Here is a 15,293-nt window from a genome sequence, read left to right on the forward strand (position 1 = left end):
CGAGCTGTCATCGCAGTGCATGACAAACGTCATGGGAGAGGGAGGGAGCGGATATGGCGTGGCCGAGACCGAATACGAACATGCCCCGCGAGACACGAAGAAGCCCGCGGCACACGAAGAAGCCCTGGGTACATGAAGAAGCCCCCGGTCGAAAGGCCGGGGGCTTCTTGCTTCTCTGAGCGGACGACCAGGTTCGAACTGGCGACCTCAACCTTGGCAAGGTTGCGCTCTACCAACTGAGCTACGTCCGCATTGCAGCCACTCGGCTTTCACCGGTGGAGCGAGCACTACTCTACCCGATCCACCGGAGTGGTCGAGGAAGAGTGATGCAGAGCGGGTGACAGGAATTGCACACTGCGCCTTCCCCCTGGAAGGGGGATGTTCTACTACTGAACTACACCCGCACGCTGCTTGAGGTCCGGCTTTTCGGCCTTGCCCTTCGGCGTGCTCCAGACTCTAGCCGACCTGCGGGGGTGTCGCGCAAGTCGGCTCCCGCGAGGTGGCGTCGAAGCGGCCGGTGCCGGGCGGCGTGAGGCCCGCGTCAGGCACCGGCCGCCCGGCGCCTCGACTCAACTGGCTTCCTGGAACGCCTCGTAGACCTTCTTGGGAATCCGGCCGCGGGCCGGCACCTCCATCCGGTGCGACCGGGCCCAGGCGCGTACGGCCGCCGGGTCGGGCGCGAGCGAGGTGTGCCGGTACGAGACGGGAACCTTGCCGTGCTTGCTGGCATTTGTCTGCTTCCGGCCGGCCGCCACGTACGGGGCCAGGGCCTTGCGCAGTTTCTTTGCATTGGACGGATTGAGGTCGATCTCGTACGACTTCCCGTCCAGCGCGAAGGTGACCGTTTCCGCTGCCGCTCCCCCGTCGATGTCGTCGGAGAGTGTGACCACTACGCGCTGCGCCACGGATATCGGTCCTTTCCTGCGGCATCTGCGCGTCTGACATGCGCGGATGCCGGCCTTCCGGCTGTGAGCGCGGATGAGGGCCGACTGTTGCCGGCCGTTCCGGGGCAATACTGCTTTCCCCGCTAATCATTTGTACAGCGATGAGTGCCGCATTGTGAAGCCCACCCAATTACGTGCGCGTGTCAGTCTGCTATCCGTGCGGCTGGTGGGGATTTTTGTCGCAGGATTTTCCGCACCGGCCGGGACATCCGCTGCCGCATCTGCTGCCACATCCACCGCGACATCTGCCGCCCATATTGCTGCGTGATCCCGGCGCGATCAGGGCGCGATCCCCGCCTGATCCCGGTGCGATCAGGGCCGTTCCATATCTACCCGCGTAGAATTTCGGGACAGGTACGCTGAGGGGACCCGCGGGGGTCCTGGGGAACCCCCCGGAGAAACAGCCGCACCACACCACCACACCGGGAGTGCCAGTGGCACGCGTCGTAGTCGACGTCATGCTCAAGCCCGAGATCCTCGACCCGCAGGGACAGGCTGTGCAGCGTGCGCTGCCCCGTCTCGGCTTCGAGGGAATCGCGGACGTACGTCAGGGAAAGCGTTTCGAGCTGGAGGTCGAGGGGCCGGTCGACGAGGCCGCTCTCAGCCGCATTCACGAGATGGCCGAGACGTTCCTCGCCAACACCGTCATCGAGGACTTCACCGTGAAGGTGGAGAAGGCCGAGGAGTCGAAGTGACTGCTCGTATCGGAGTCGTCACCTTTCCGGGCACCCTCGACGACCAGGACAGCCTGCGGGCCGTACGGGTGGCGGGCGCCGAACCCGTTTCGCTGTGGCACCGCGACAAGGATCTGCACCAGGTCGACGCGGTCATCCTGGCGGGCGGTTTCTCCTACGGCGACTACCTGCGGGCCGGAGCCATCTCCCGCTTCTCGCCCGTCATGGAGACCGTGATCGAGCAGGCGAAGGCGGGCATGCCGGTTCTCGGCATCTGCAACGGCTTCCAGATCCTCACCGAGGCGCACCTGCTGCCCGGCGCGATGCTGCGCAACAACCACCTGCACTTCATCTGCCGCGACCAGAAGCTGCGCGTCGAGAACGCCGGTACCGCCTGGACCTCGGACTACTCAGAGGGCCAGGAGATCTCCGTACCGCTCAAGAACATGGACGGCCGCTACACCGCCGACGAGCACACGCTCGACGAGCTGGAGGCCGAGGGCCGCGTCGCGTTCCGCTACGTGGACGTCAACCCCAACGGCTCGCTGCGCGACATCGCCGGCATCACCAACGCCGCGGGCAACGTCGTCGGTCTGATGCCGCACCCGGAGCACGCCGTCGAGCCGCTGATCGGCACCGGTCGCACCGACGGTCTCGGATTCTTCACCTCGATCATCAAGAAGCTGGTCAACGCATGAGCCTGGACACGGTCGAGCACGCGGCCGAAACCCCGGACACCGAGCAGCCCTGGAAGGAGCTCGGCCTCAAGGAGGACGAGTACGCCCGGGTCCGCGAGATCCTGGGCCGCCGCCCCACCGGCGCCGAGCTCGCCATGTACTCCGTGATGTGGTCCGAGCACTGCTCCTACAAGAGCAGCAAGGTCCATCTCAAGCAGTTCAGCGAGAAGGTCCCGGCCAACGACGCGATGCTCGTCGGCATCGGCGAGAACGCCGGTGTGGTCGACATCGGCCAGGGTTACGCGGTCACCTTCAAGGTCGAGTCGCACAACCACCCGTCCTACATCGAGCCCTACCAGGGCGCGGCCACCGGCGTCGGCGGCATCGTCCGCGACATCCTCGCCATGGGCGCCCGCCCGGTCGCGGTCGTCGACCCGCTGCGCTTCGGCGCGGCCGACCACCCCGACACCAGGCGCGTCCTGCCGGGTGTCGTCGCGGGCATCGGCGGTTACGGCAACTGCCTGGGCCTGCCGAACATCGGCGGCGAGGTCGTCTTCGACGCCTGCTACCAGGGCAACCCGCTCGTCAACGCCGGCTGCATCGGCGTGATGAAGCACGAGGACATCCACCTGGCCCAGGCCTCCGGCCCCGGCAACAAGGTGATCCTCTACGGCGCCCGCACCGGCGGCGACGGTATCGGCGGCGTCTCGGTGCTGGCCTCCGAGACCTTCGACTCGACCGGTCCGGCCAAGCGCCCGGCCGTCCAGGTCGGTGACCCCTTCCAGGAGAAGCTCCTCATCGAGTGCACCCTGGAGATCTTCAAGGAGAAGCTCGTCGCGGGCATCCAGGACCTCGGCGGCGCCGGGCTCTCCTGTGCCACCTCCGAGCTGGCCTCGGCCGGTTCGGGCGGTATGCGCGTCGAGCTGGACACCGTCCCGCTGCGCGACTCCTCCCTCTCGCCCGAGGAAATCCTCATGAGCGAGTCGCAGGAGCGCATGTGCGCGATCGTCGAGCCGCAGCACGTGGACCGCTTCCTGGAGATCTGCGAGAAGTGGGACGTCATCGCCACCGTCATCGGTGAGGTGACCGAGGGCTCGCAGCTGGAGATCTTCTGGCACGGCGAGCAGATCGTGGACGTGCCGCCGCGGTCCGTCGCCCATGAGGGCCCGACGTACCACCGCCCGTTCGCCCGCCCGTCCTGGCAGGACGCGCTGCAGGCCGACGACGCCGGGAAGCTGGCCCGGCCGGCGAACGGCGCCGAGCTGCGCGAGCAGGTGCTGGCGCTGGTCTCCTCCCCGAACCAGGCGTCGAAGTCCTGGATCACGGACCAGTACGACCGGTTCGTGCAGGGCAACACCGTGCTCGCGATGCCCGAGGACGCCGGAATGGTCCGCGTCGACGAGGAGTCCAACCTCGGCGTGGCCATGGCGACCGACGGCAACGGCCGGTACGCGAAGCTCGACCCGTACACCGGCGCGCAGCTCGCGCTGGCGGAGTCGTACCGCAACGTCGCCGCCTCCGGCGCCAAGCCGCTCGCGATCTCGGACTGCCTGAACTTCGGTTCGCCCGAGGACCCGGACGTCATGTGGCAGTTCGCCGAGGCCACCCGTGGTCTGGCGGACGGCTGCCTGGAGCTGGGCACCCCGGTCACCGGCGGCAACGTGTCGCTGTACAACCAGACGGGCGAGACGGCGATCCACCCGACGCCGGTCGTGGCCGTGCTCGGCGTGATCGACGACGTGAACCGGCGTACGCCGGTCGCCTTCGCGGAAGGGGGCCAGCTCCTCTACCTGCTCGGTGACACGCGCGAGGAGTTCGGCGGCTCGGCCTGGTCCGAGGTCGTCCACCAGCACCTCGGCGGCATGCCGCCCAAGGTCGACCTGGGCCGCGAGAAGCTGCTCGGCGAGATCCTGATCTCGGCCTCCCGCGACGGCATGATCGACGCGGCGCACGACCTGTCCGACGGCGGTCTGGTCCAGGCGGTGACCGAGTCCTGCCTGCGCGGCGGGAAGGGCGCCCGGCTGGTCGTGCCGGACGGCCTGGACGCGTTCACCTTCCTGTTCTCCGAGTCGGCGGGACGCGCGATCGTCTCGATCCCGCGCAGCGAGGAGCTCCGCTTCAACGACATGTGCGGGGCGCGGGGTCTGCCCGTGGTCCGGATCGGTGTCGTGGACGGCGAGGAGATCGAGGTCCAGGGCGAATTCAGCATCCCGCTGAGCGAGCTCCGTACGGCGCACGAGGGGACGATCCCCGCGCTGCTCGCGTAGGTACGCCGAACCACTGCACGACTACTGCACGCAGAAGCCCCCGCCCGGTCCGAACGGGCGGGGGCTTCTGCGTGCAGTAGTCGTGGCCGGGCAGGCTCTCGCCGAGTGCGGAAACTCCGGGAATTCCACCGAACCGCATGTGCATTTCCAGCTGATGGACGATCCGGACCTGGATGCGGCGGGCGGAATTCCATTCACCCGGCGGGGTGCGGGCGTTCCTTCCAGCGGCGAGATATTCACGGTCGGGGCAGCTGCTCACGGAACTCCCACCGGAGAAACGGCCGGGGAATCGGGAGGGGCTCAGGTCTCCTGAGCCCGGACGGCCCCGGGCAGCCGGGTGGCCAGGAACACCGCGACGATCATCACGCCGGTGGCGCAGCAGAACACCACGTCGGTCGACGAGGAGAAGGCGTGCAGTGCCTGCCGGTGGGCGGCTCCCGTCAGCTCGCTGATCCCGCCGGTGGGGCCGCCCGGTCCGCGGGACGCGTACACCCGGCTCAGCACGGTGCCGAAGACGGCAGCCCCCAGGGCGCTGCCGAGGGTCTGGAAGAAGCGGACTCCGGTGGTGGCCACCCCCAGTTGGTGGGCCGGGGCGGTGTCCTGGACCAGCTGGATGAGCTGCCCGACGAGCTGGCCGAAGCCCAGTCCCATCAACAGCATCGCGCCACGCACCGTCCACAGGCCGGTGTCCGTGGTGAGGGTGGCGAGCAGGCCGAGGGCTGCGGAGGCCATGACCGTGCCACTGACGACGAAGGTCTTCTGTGACCAGCCGGCCGCGACGAGACGCCCGGAGACGAGACCGACCACCGCCATGCCGACGGCCATCGGGATCAGGAAGAGCCCGGCCGACGAAGCGGCGACACCGCGTACGACCTGGAGGTAGATCATGACGTAGACGATCGAGCCCATCATCGCGGCGCCGACCAGCCCCTGGATGGCGAAGCCGTTCCGGATGGCCCGGACGGTGAACAGGGAGAGCGGAAGGATCGGTTCGGCCGCGGTCGCCTGGCGCCACAGGAAGAGCCCGAGGGAGACGGCGGTGGTGGCGAGCAGGCCCGCGATCAGCGGCGAGGACCAGGCGTACTGCTGCCCGCCCCACTCGGTGACCAGGAGCAGTGCGGTGGAGAAGGCGGCGGCGAGTCCGGCGCCGAGGAAGTCGATGCGACGACGCGTGGTGCGGGTGGGGAGCCTCAGCAGGATGATGGCCGCGACGAGCACGGCGATGCCGACCGGAAGGTTGACGTAGAAGATCCACCGCCACCCGGCGTGGTCGGAGAGGGTTCCGCCTATCCAGGGTCCGAGCGCCATTCCCGCCCCGGCGATGACCCCGCCGATGTTGCCGCCCTTCTCGCCCCTGTCGGCCTTGCCGCTGGCCTTGCTGCTGGTCTCGCCACTGGCCTCGGCGTCGGCCTTCGGCGGTGCTGTGAGTTCGCGCAGGACGACCATGGTGACGCTCATCAGGCCGCCGCCGCCGATGCCCTGAAGGGCGCGGGCGGCGATCAGTTCGCCCATGGACTGGGCCATTCCGCACACGGCCGATCCGGCCAGAAAGGTGGCGAGCGCACCGATGAACACGTTCTTCGAGCCGAGTGAGTCGCAGAGCTTCCCGTACAGGGGGAGCGCGGCGGTCGCGGCGAGTTGGTAACTGGCGATCAACCACGCGATCCGGTCGACGCCGTGGACCGGATCGAGGTCGCGGACGATCGGCACGGTCGCTGAGGAAACGATGTTCGAGTCGAGTACGGCCAGCAGGATCGTGGTGATGCAGAGGACCAAACCGATCGTGCGGTTCCGGCCGGCGGGCCGACTGCTGCCGTTCCGCCGACTGCCGGTCGGGGGCACTCCGGCGGCCCGGTCGGCCCTTCCGGCCCTTCCGGCTGTGCCGGCTGGTTCGGCCGGCGTCCCGGTCCCGGTCATCGTTTCGGGCATGGCGGTGCTCCCCTCCGGAGCGGCATGGCGCCGCTGTGGTCGGTACCACTCTCACCATTTAAATATACCGAGTCAAGTTTTCGCCCGGGATTAAGTTTCATCCTGGTACACTCATGTCATGACCGAGGGGCTGAGCCTGCGTGAGCGCAAGAAGATCCAGACGCGACGCCGTCTGCTGAGCGAAGCCACGAAGCTCTTCACCGAGCGCGGCTTCGACCAGGTCTCGGTCGCGGAGATCGCTGAGGCGGCCGACGTGTCGAAGATGACGGTCTTCAACTACTTCGACAGCAAAGAGGACCTGGTCTTCGCGCCGATGGAGGAACACATCGGTGACGTCGCCCGGGTGGTGCGGGACCGGGAGCCCGGCGAGTCCGCGGTGGCCGCCGTGCGCCGCCACTTCCTGACCGCCCTCGGGGACCGGGACGCCTCGGTGGGGATGAGCGATTCGCCCGTGGCGCTCGGGATCCTTCAGCTGATCCAGCAGACGCCCTCACTGCTCACCCGGGCCCATGCCTTCTTCGTCCTCTCCTTCGATCAGCTGACCGACGTCCTGGTCGAGGAGGGTGAGGAGCCGGCGATCGCGTGCATCGTGGCCTCCCAGCTCATCGGCACCCGCAACGCCCTGATCACCGAGAACCACCGGCGGCTGCTGGCCGGGGAGTCGGTCGAGGAGATCGCCACGGACGCCGTGGTGATCGCCGGGCGCGGCTTCGACCTGCTCGAAAAGGGGCTGGGCGACTACGCGACCCGGCCCCGGGGCGGCGGCTGAGTCTCTCGCCAGGTCCCGGGTCCCCGGCCCCGCGCCAAGTCCCGGCAGAGCCCGGCGGTGAAGCCGTAGGCTCCTCGTCATGCCGCCGTCCCAGAAGCGCGCCCGCCGCTACGACCCGGCCAGGACCCGCACCGCGGTCCTGGCGCAGTTCGCCCATGTCCGAGCAGCCGTCGCCGCACTGACGGCCCAGCAGCTGGAGGGCCCGAGCGGCCTCGGCAGCTGGACGGTCCGTGAGCTGGCCGTTCATCTGACCATGGCGCTCTCGCACGTCAGCCGGAACCTGGAACTCCCCGAGCCGGCCCTCGCCAAGCCCGAGGTCACGCTCCTGGAGTGGCCGTTCTCCACCGCCGGGCGGGCCGGGCGGATCGCGTACGACACGGCGGAGTCGGCCGCGGACCACCCGGATCCGGACGCGCTGTACGGGGAGGTGGCGGACCGCTTCGAGGCGCTCGTGGCCGATGCCTCCGACGACCGCTTGCTGCCCACCCGGGTCGGCGTGATGCGGCTCGGGGACTTCCTGGTCACCCGGACCGTGGAGCTGGTCGTCCACACGTACGACCTCAACGAGGCGGCGGGGCTCGACATCCCCTACGACCGCCAGGCCCTGGCCGCCTGCACCCGGTTGCTCGCCGACGCGCTGGCGGAGAAGGCGCCGGGCGGCTCGGTCGAGGTGCGGGTCCCGCCGTTCGCCGTCGTCCAGTGCGTCCAGGGCCCGAAGCACACCAGGGGCACCCCGCCCAACGTCGTCGAGACCGATCCGGTCACCTGGTTCCGACTGGCCACCGGCCGGACCGAGTGGGCGCAGGCCCTCGACGCCGCGAAGGTCAGCGCCAGTGGCGAACGGGCCGACCTCGCCGCACTGCTGCCGCTGATGGGCTGACGACCCGGGAGGGGCCGGGGGCGACCGGACGACCCGGCGACCGCACGGTCCGACCGGCTGACGTGAACCGGATCAGTCAGGCCGGCCACGGCCGGTTCGCAGACCGACCGCCCGGTCTGCGACATCACGACCGCTGAGGCCCTCCCGAAGCCCCGAAGCCCACCCCGCCCCCGCACCCCGCCCCCAACCTCAGATGCCGCATACCGGTCTCCGCGCAGACCCCGTACAGGTCCCGCACAGGCGTCCCGGTGTGAGGCTCACCACGAAACGAGCGTTCGGCCACCCCCTCGAACGGCACCGGGGGCCGGCTAACGGAGTGCCACGATCCGGTCCGTCGGGTCCCGGGCAGGACGGCCGGAACCGGTCGGCAATCCGCCGCTGATCCGGGCGACGACTGTGCTCCGGCCCCCGATACGCACCGCCCGCCCTCACGCGGCGATCACCCTGTGTGACCGCTCCTGTGGTGATCGGGGGCGGCTGTGAGGGCGTTCGCCCCGGGCTCCGGCCGGGTGTCCCCATTCGGACCAGTGGTCGATCTCGCCTACACTCGGTGGCGTGCCTCGTGGTGATGGACGACTCAACCACGACCTGCTCCCCGGAGAGAAAGGCCCCCAGGACGCTTGCGGCGTCTTCGGTGTCTGGGCTCCGGGCGAAGAGGTCGCCAAGCTCACCTATTTCGGACTGTATGCCCTGCAGCACCGTGGACAGGAGTCCGCGGGCATCGCAGTGAGCAACGGGTCGCAGATCCTGGTCTTCAAGGACATGGGACTGGTCTCGCAGGTCTTCGACGAAACTTCTCTGGGATCGCTCCAGGGCCATATCGCGGTCGGCCATGCCCGCTACTCCACCACCGGTGCCTCGGTGTGGGAGAACGCGCAGCCGACGTTCCGTGCGACCGCGCACGGCTCGATCGCCCTGGGTCACAACGGCAACCTGGTCAATACGGCCCAGCTCGCCGAGATGGTCGCAGACCTCCCGCGCAAGGACGGCCGGGCCACTCAGGTCGCCGCGACCAACGACACCGATCTGGTGACCGCGCTGCTCGCCGGCCAGACCGACGACGACGGCAAGCCGCTCACCATCGAGGACGCAGCCACCAAGGTGCTTCCCGAGGTGAAGGGCGCCTTCTCCCTCGTCTTCATGGACGAGCACACCCTCTACGCCGCCCGTGACCCGCAGGGCATCCGCCCGCTGGTGCTCGGCCGGCTGGAGCGCGGCTGGGTGGTGGCCTCCGAGTCCGCCGCCCTCGACATCTGCGGTGCCAGTTTCGTCCGCGAGATCGAGCCCGGCGAGCTCGTCGCCATCGACGAGAACGGCCTGCGCACCTCCCGGTTCGCGGAAGCGAAGCCCAAGGGCTGCGTCTTCGAGTACGTGTACCTGGCCCGCCCCGACACCGACATCGCCGGGCGGAACGTCTACCTCTCCCGCGTGGAGATGGGCCGCAAGCTGGCGGCAGAGGCCCCGGTCGAGGCCGATCTGGTCATAGCGACGCCGGAATCCGGCACCCCCGCCGCAGTCGGTTACGCGGAGGCCAGCGGAATCCCGTTCGGCGTCGGGCTGGTCAAGAACGCCTACGTCGGCCGGACCTTCATCCAGCCGTCACAGACCATCCGGCAGCTGGGCATCCGGCTCAAGCTGAACCCGCTCAAGGAAGTCATCAAGGGCAAGCGCCTGGTGGTCGTCGACGACTCGATCGTCCGCGGCAACACCCAGCGCGCGCTGGTCCGGATGCTCCGCGAGGCGGGCGCCGCCGAGATCCACATCCGGATCTCGTCCCCGCCGGTGAAGTGGCCGTGCTTCTTCGGCATCGACTTCGCGACCCGCGCCGAGCTGATCGCCAACGGCATGTCGGTCGACGAGATCGCCAAGTCGATGGGGGCCGACTCGCTCTCGTACATCTCGATCGACGCGATGATCGAGGCGACGACGATCGACAAGCCGAATCTCTGCCGCGCCTGCTTCGACGGCGAGTACCCGATGGAGCTTCCGGACCCGGAGCTGCTCGGCAAGCAGCTGCTGGAGACCGAGCTGGCGGCAGGCCCTGCGGCGACCGCCGCGGCCGACGCGCTGCGCCGTCCGTGACCCGGACCGTCCGGCAGCCTTCCCACCAGCCCCGTATCTCCACACGAAAGATCCCAGGCAATGTCTGAGACAACAGGTGCTTCCTACGCGGCAGCGGGCGTCGACATCGAGGCCGGCGACCGTGCCGTCGAGCTGATGAAGGAGTGGGTGAAGAAGACCCAGCGCCCCGAGGTCGCGGGCCTCGGCGGCCTCGGCGGCTTCGCCGGACTCTTCGACGCCTCGGCCCTCAAGCGTTACGAGCGTCCGCTGCTCGCCTCCGCCACCGACGGTGTCGGCACCAAGGTCGACCTCGCCCGCCAGATGGGCGTGTACGACACGATCGGCCACGACCTCGTCGGCATGGTCGTCGACGACCTGGTCGTCTGCGGCGCGGAGCCGCTCTTCATGACCGACTACATCTGCGTCGGCAAGGTGCACCCCGAGCGTGTCGCGGCCATCGTGAAGGGCATCGCCGAAGGCTGTGTGCTGGCGGGCTGCGCCCTGGTCGGCGGCGAGACCGCCGAGCACCCCGGTCTGCTCGGCCCGGACGACTTCGACGTCGCCGGTGCCGGTACCGGAGTGGTGGAGGCCGACCTGCTGCTGGGGCCGGACCGCATCCGCAAGGGTGACGCCGTCATCGCGATGGCGTCGTCCGGGCTTCACTCCAACGGGTACTCGCTCGTCCGCCACGTCGTCTTCGACCGGGCCGGCTGGACGCTGGACCGCGAGGTCGAGGAGTTCGGCCGGACGCTCGGCGAGGAGCTCCTGGAGCCGACCAGGATCTACTCGCTGGACTGCCTGGCGCTGACCCGTACGACCGAGGTGCACGGCTTCAGCCACGTCACCGGCGGCGGCCTGGCCAACAACCTGGCCCGGGTCATCCCCGACGGCCTGCACGCCACGGTGGACCGCTCCACCTGGACGCCCGGCGCGGTCTTCGACCTCGTCGGCAAGGCAGGTCAGGTCGAGCGGCTGGAGCTGGAGAAGACGCTCAACATGGGCGTCGGCATGATCGCGATCGTCCCGGCGGAGTCGGCCGACGCGGCCCTGACGACCCTGGCCGACCGAGGCGTCGACTCCTGGATCGCCGGTGAGATCACCGAGCGCGGCACGCACGCGACGGGCGCGGAGCTCGTGGGCGGGTACGCGCGCTGAAGCGCGAGCACGGCAGCCGGTCCCGGACGCCGGGCGGGTCGACATGGCCCGTCCGGCGGCCGTGGACGGCGGCCGTCCCGGACCGGGACAGCACAGAACCCGGTCCGGGACAGGCCCGGACCGGGTTGATGTGTCAGCGCGAGGTCAAGCGCCGCGGCGCTGTGACGACGGACCGGACTGGTCGTCCTCGTCCTCGTCCTTGTCGTTGTACTGATCCGCGTACTGTGCGTACGGGTCATCTTCCTCGTCGTCGTCCTCGAACGGCTCTGCGTTCGGTGGTTGACTCGAAGGTGATGCGCCCAGCTCATTGGCCAGACGCGACAGGTCAGTCCCGCCGCTGCTGTACTTCAGCTGACGGGCGACCTTGGTCTGCTTGGCCTTTGCCCGGCCGCGCCCCATGGCTCGACCCCCTCGGTGACGGGGCTCGATGGCCCCAGAGTCTTGACACGCGTTCATGTTTCAGGACGGACTCTCGACAGAGAGACCGCGCCTGTAGAGCTTCAACGGTACCTGCTTCCGCGGCCATACGGTACGCCGCCCGCGTCACACGCCCCGGAAGAGGACCCGCGAGGGGCTCTGTCCTCGCTGGTCAACTGCGATTTTAACCTCTTCTGGGCATGCGACCCGCCGACCGGGGTGAGGCATGTCTCCCCGACCGGCGGGTACAGCAGGCTCTGCGCAGGGGATGGCGCTCCGTAGGGCCCCCGGCGCGGTCGGCGATGGTCAGCGGCGGGCGGCGTCGGCCATCCGCTGCTCGGCGATCCGGTCGGCCGCCGCGGCCGGCGGAATTCCATCACTCTTCGCACGTGCGAATATGGCCAGCGTGGTGTCGAAGATCTTCGCCGCCTTGGACCGGCACCGGTCGAAGTCGAAGCCGTGCAGCTCGTCCGCGACCTGGATGACGCCGCCGGCGTTCACCACGTAGTCGGGGGCGTAGAGGATCGAGCGGTCCGCCAGATCCTTCTCCACACCCGGGTGCGCGAGCTGGTTGTTGGCCGCGCCGCACACCACGGAGGCGGTGAGCACCGGGACGGTGTCGTCGTTCAGCGCGCCGCCGAGCGCGCACGGGGCGTAGATGTCCAGGCCCTCGCTGCGGATCAGCGCCTCGGTGTCCGCCGCCACGGCGACCCCGGGGTGCTTCTCGGTGATCCGGCGCACGGACTCCTCGCGCACATCGGTGACCGTGACCTGCGCGCCGTCCGCCAGCAGGTGCTCGACCAGGTGGTGGCCGACCTTGCCGACTCCGGCGACCCCCACTTTCCGGCCACGCAGCGTCGGGTCGCCCCAGAGGTGCTGGGCCGAGGCCCGCATGCCCTGGAAGACGCCGAACGCGGTGAGCACGGAGGAGTCGCCGGCACCGCCGTTCTCGGGGGAGCGGCCGGTGGTCCAGCGGCACTCGCGGGCCACGACGTCCATGTCGGCGACGTACGTGCCGACATCGCAGGCCGTCACGTAGCGGCCGCCGAGCGAGGCCACGGCCCTGCCGTAGGCCAGCAGCAGTTCGGTCCGCCGGTCGCCCTCGAAGGCTTCCGGGTCCCCGATGATGACGGCCTTGCCGCCCCCGTGGTCGAGTCCGGCCAGGGCGTTCTTGTACGACATGCCGCGCGCGAGGTTCAGCGCGTCCGCGACGGCCGCCTGCTCGGAGGCGTACGGATAGAAACGGGTACCGCCCAGGGCCGGGCCGAGGGCGGTGGAGTGGATGGCGATCACGGCCTTGAGGCCGCTGGCACGGTCCTGACAGAGCACGACTTGTTCGTGGCCACCCTGATCCGAGTGGAACAGGGTGTGCAGTGCGTCTACAGGCTCGCCGGTCACATCGGTCACTGTGGTGACTCCCAATTACGAAGCGGCGGAAAGGCCCTCCTGAAGGTGGGGAGAGCCCCGGACCGCCCGGCGCGGACGGTCCGTGGCACGAGCTTAAGGCCGCTCGTCCCGCACCGGCGGAGATCTGATCCAGTGGAGCGGATCACCCACGTCCGGAGTACGGGCGTGACACGATCGCTGCATGTCGGTGGTGTCTTCGGTGCTCGTCCCATACGCGTCCTACCTCCGGGTCTACGAGCCACTGGCCGCCTTCCCGGAGGCCGAGCGCGCCCACTGGGCGCGCTACGCGGGCCGTGACCTGATCCCCACGGCCCAGGACGAACTGCGCCGTTCGCTGGCCGACTTGGCGGCGACCCCGCCGGTCGGTGTGCCGGCCCACGAGAGCGCCGACGCGTTCGTCGCGGAGGTGGACGGGGTGGTGTGCGTCTGCCCGTGGCGGACCCGGCTGCGCGGCTGGCTGGCGCTGGACGGGCTCGCGGACATGTTCCCCGGGCCGGTGCTCGACGCGGTGCTGCCGCCGGTGGTGCGCGGGCAGGCCGTCGCCGATCACGAGCGCTGGGCGGAGCGCAATCCGGACGCCCGGCCCTGGATCAGGACGGCGGTGTGGCAGGTCCCGGTGCGCTGGTTCGTCCTCGTCTCGGACGAGGAGCGCGAGTACCGGGCGGCGGGCGAGGACGGCGAGCCGGCCGTGCTGCGGTACCGGACGCCGATGGTCCAGGCACGCCGCCGGCTGGCGCGGGCGCTGAAGACGCTGCGCGAGACGATGGACGAGGGACCGCTCACCGAGGGCCTGGTGGACGTCGGCCGCTGGCTGGAGGAGTTCCATCCGCGCGCCCTGGTCGAGCTGGACTACGGCGGGCTGGTGCACGCCCTGTCGGCGAAGCAGTTGGCCGAGGACCGGAGCGCCGCCGATGTCGCCGAGAGCATCGCGGCACTGCGGGCCGGTGACGGCGAGGGGGCGAGCGAGGCGTACTCCCGCCTCTCGGAGCGCTGGAGGTCCGTCAGGGACCGTCAGTTCGCGAACTGACGGCGGTCTGACAGCGGTCCGGCGGCGGTCTGACAGCGGCTGCTCGGCGAACTGAAGGCGAACTGACGATCGGTGAACCTGCGTCCCGTGTGACACGTGAGGGTGAAGAGGCGGAAGCGTACTTCCGTTGTCTTAGGACCTACGTCCCGAACCGGGCCTTTGCCTCAAGCGTGATGGATAGCACTTACGGGGCCCTTGCGTCCTTACCTACTCCTCGTGCCAAAATAGGACAAGGAGTCCGGGGAGGACTCTGTTCGTCCAATTAAGGGCGAAGTGCTCTGTATTGCGCTCTATGGGGGGTCTGACGACTCCTGATCACCCTGTGACTGATCGTCACGGCGGTGTGACTGTCCGCTATGGCATGGTCCATCGGCTTCCGTCGCTGATGAACACCTGGGAGGGCAATTCCATCGGTTTGGCCGACGTGGCTGGACGGATGGTGTAGTTGTAGTGCCGAGGACAAGCCGTTCGTCCTATAACCGACTCGGCCCGCGTCCGCCATTTCGGGCAACGTGGGTCAAGGTGCAGAATTTAGAGGAAAGAACCGAGATGGTTCGGTTCTCCCGAGGAGGCCGCTCATGACCGCTCGCACCCCTGATGCCGAGCCGCTGCTGACCCCGGCTGAGGTTGCCACGATGTTCCGCGTGGACCCGAAGACGGTTACCCGTTGGGCCAAGGCAGGCAAGCTCACGTCCATCCGCACGCTCGGTGGACATCGCCGGTACCGCGAGGCAGAGGTCCGCGCACTGCTTGCGGGTATTCCGCAGCAGCGCAGCGAGGCCTGAAAAACCCCTGTCGCCGCAGCACAACTGGGCTTTTGGGTCCCCCAACCCGACTGGCCCACCCATAGCTCCATATGACGGGCGCCCGCCCCAACGGGCGCCGTACCTGTGCCATGCAGGTCACGTCGTCAGATCGCGCTGGACTCCGCCGGGTCCAGCGCGATCTTTTTTTGTGCGTACGCGGCCGGCCGCGATCCGGGCCCCGGTCCGCGATGTCCTGCCCGTTCGGGCGCGGGGAAACCGGACGCCCGGTTGGCTCCGGACGGTTCTCGTGCGGGCTTGCTCGGGTCTGTGCGGGACTGTG

Annotated in this window: 13 protein-coding genes, 2 tRNA genes and 1 pseudogene; 10 read left to right on the forward strand and 6 right to left on the reverse strand. The window is 69.2% G+C overall.

Features of this window, described 5'->3' with window-relative positions:
• Positions 1 to 178 precede the first annotated feature (178 nt).
• The 3 genes from OG892_RS21135 to OG892_RS21145 form a co-directional block, all read right to left on the reverse strand.
• Positions 179 to 251 (reverse strand) — tRNA-Gly (locus OG892_RS21135).
• Between the two features lie 81 nt (positions 252 to 332).
• Positions 333 to 404: transfer RNA gene (locus tag OG892_RS21140), tRNA-Gly, on the reverse strand.
• Between the two features lie 165 nt (positions 405 to 569).
• Positions 570 to 905, reverse strand: coding sequence for an Lsr2 family protein (locus OG892_RS21145; RefSeq protein WP_199884437.1), 336 nt, complete (start codon positions 903 to 905; stop codon positions 570 to 572).
• Between the two features lie 467 nt (positions 906 to 1,372).
• On the opposite strand from OG892_RS21145, the gene purS reads away from it, so the two are divergent.
• The 4 genes and pseudogenes from purS to OG892_RS21165 all read left to right on the forward strand — a co-directional run.
• The gene (purS, locus tag OG892_RS21150) at positions 1,373 to 1,639 is read left to right on the forward strand and encodes a phosphoribosylformylglycinamidine synthase subunit PurS (protein ID WP_073736460.1); all 267 of its coding nucleotides are present in this window, start codon (positions 1,373 to 1,375) and stop codon (positions 1,637 to 1,639) included.
• Positions 1,636 to 2,316: a phosphoribosylformylglycinamidine synthase subunit PurQ gene (gene purQ, locus OG892_RS21155; RefSeq protein WP_073736461.1), complete on the forward strand. Its 681-nt coding sequence runs from the start codon at positions 1,636 to 1,638 to the stop codon at positions 2,314 to 2,316. Before purS ends, purQ begins: the two co-directional genes overlap by 4 nt.
• Complete coding sequence (gene purL / locus OG892_RS21160) at positions 2,313 to 4,562, forward strand: phosphoribosylformylglycinamidine synthase subunit PurL (protein WP_073736462.1); 2,250 nt, start codon at positions 2,313 to 2,315, stop codon at positions 4,560 to 4,562. Before purQ ends, purL begins: the two co-directional genes overlap by 4 nt.
• A 79-nt stretch (positions 4,563 to 4,641) precedes the next feature.
• Positions 4,642 to 4,875 (forward strand): annotated as a pseudogene (locus tag OG892_RS21165) (M23 family peptidase); the annotation flags it as partial.
• Here OG892_RS21165 and OG892_RS21170 read toward each other — a convergent pair.
• A complete protein-coding gene (locus OG892_RS21170) occupies positions 4,863 to 6,338 on the reverse strand; it encodes an MFS transporter (RefSeq protein ID WP_371629972.1) in 1,476 nt (491 codons plus the stop codon). The pseudogene OG892_RS21165 and the gene OG892_RS21170 overlap by 13 nt on opposite strands.
• Before the next feature lie 271 nt (positions 6,339 to 6,609).
• Here OG892_RS21170 and OG892_RS21175 point away from each other — a divergent pair, with 271 nt between their 5' ends.
• The 4 genes from OG892_RS21175 to purM all read left to right on the forward strand — a co-directional run bounded on the left by OG892_RS21175 (position 6,610) and on the right by purM (position 11,356).
• Positions 6,610 to 7,260: a TetR/AcrR family transcriptional regulator gene (locus tag OG892_RS21175; RefSeq protein ID WP_073736464.1), complete on the forward strand. Its 651-nt coding sequence runs from the start codon at positions 6,610 to 6,612 to the stop codon at positions 7,258 to 7,260.
• A 79-nt stretch (positions 7,261 to 7,339) separates the two neighbouring features.
• Positions 7,340 to 8,140, forward strand: a complete 801-nt coding sequence (locus OG892_RS21180; protein WP_073736465.1) for a maleylpyruvate isomerase family mycothiol-dependent enzyme — start codon at positions 7,340 to 7,342, stop codon at positions 8,138 to 8,140.
• 555 nt (positions 8,141 to 8,695) lie between these two features.
• Positions 8,696 to 10,222: an amidophosphoribosyltransferase gene (gene purF / locus OG892_RS21185; protein WP_327338096.1), complete on the forward strand. Its 1,527-nt coding sequence runs from the start codon at positions 8,696 to 8,698 to the stop codon at positions 10,220 to 10,222.
• Positions 10,223 to 10,282: 60 nt separating this feature from the next.
• A complete protein-coding gene (gene purM, locus OG892_RS21190; protein ID WP_328866177.1) occupies positions 10,283 to 11,356 on the forward strand; it encodes a phosphoribosylformylglycinamidine cyclo-ligase in 1,074 nt (357 codons plus the stop codon).
• Positions 11,357 to 11,500: 144 nt separating this feature from the next.
• Here the strand turns inward: purM and OG892_RS21195 are convergent, their stop codons facing one another.
• Both OG892_RS21195 and OG892_RS21200 read right to left on the reverse strand, forming a co-directional pair.
• On the reverse strand, positions 11,501 to 11,755 hold the full coding sequence (locus OG892_RS21195; RefSeq protein WP_073736468.1) for a DUF3073 domain-containing protein: 255 nt from the start codon (positions 11,753 to 11,755) through the stop codon (positions 11,501 to 11,503).
• Between the two features lie 324 nt (positions 11,756 to 12,079).
• Positions 12,080 to 13,180, reverse strand: a complete 1,101-nt coding sequence (locus OG892_RS21200; RefSeq protein ID WP_073736541.1) for a Glu/Leu/Phe/Val dehydrogenase dimerization domain-containing protein — start codon at positions 13,178 to 13,180, stop codon at positions 12,080 to 12,082.
• Between the two features lie 181 nt (positions 13,181 to 13,361).
• On the opposite strand from OG892_RS21200, the gene OG892_RS21205 reads away from it, so the two are divergent.
• Both OG892_RS21205 and bldC read left to right on the forward strand, forming a co-directional pair.
• Positions 13,362 to 14,207 carry a hypothetical protein gene (locus OG892_RS21205; RefSeq protein ID WP_371629973.1) on the forward strand — a complete coding sequence of 282 codons (846 nt, stop codon included), beginning with the start codon at positions 13,362 to 13,364 and terminating at the stop codon, positions 14,205 to 14,207.
• 578 nt (positions 14,208 to 14,785) lie between these two features.
• Positions 14,786 to 14,992 carry a developmental transcriptional regulator BldC gene (gene bldC / locus OG892_RS21210; RefSeq protein ID WP_003949541.1) on the forward strand — a complete coding sequence of 69 codons (207 nt, stop codon included), beginning with the start codon at positions 14,786 to 14,788 and terminating at the stop codon, positions 14,990 to 14,992.
• Positions 14,993 to 15,293: the final 301 nt, after the last annotated feature.

This window comes from Streptomyces sp. NBC_00341 (assembly GCF_041435055.1).
GTDB lineage: Bacteria > Actinomycetota > Actinomycetes > Streptomycetales > Streptomycetaceae > Streptomyces.

Coding starts and splice junctions, on each gene's coding strand:
- OG892_RS21195 (WP_073736468.1), bottom strand. CDS start 11,755: ATGGGGCGCGGCCGGGCAAAGGCCAAGCAGACCAAGGTCGCCCGTCAG.
- purL (WP_073736462.1), top strand. CDS start 2,313: ATGAGCCTGGACACGGTCGAGCACGCGGCCGAAACCCCGGACACCGAG.
- OG892_RS21180 (WP_073736465.1), top strand. CDS start 7,340: ATGCCGCCGTCCCAGAAGCGCGCCCGCCGCTACGACCCGGCCAGGACC.
- bldC (WP_003949541.1), top strand. CDS start 14,786: ATGACCGCTCGCACCCCTGATGCCGAGCCGCTGCTGACCCCGGCTGAG.
- purM (WP_328866177.1), top strand. CDS start 10,283: ATGTCTGAGACAACAGGTGCTTCCTACGCGGCAGCGGGCGTCGACATC.
- OG892_RS21175 (WP_073736464.1), top strand. CDS start 6,610: ATGACCGAGGGGCTGAGCCTGCGTGAGCGCAAGAAGATCCAGACGCGA.
- OG892_RS21205 (WP_371629973.1), top strand. CDS start 13,362: ATGTCGGTGGTGTCTTCGGTGCTCGTCCCATACGCGTCCTACCTCCGG.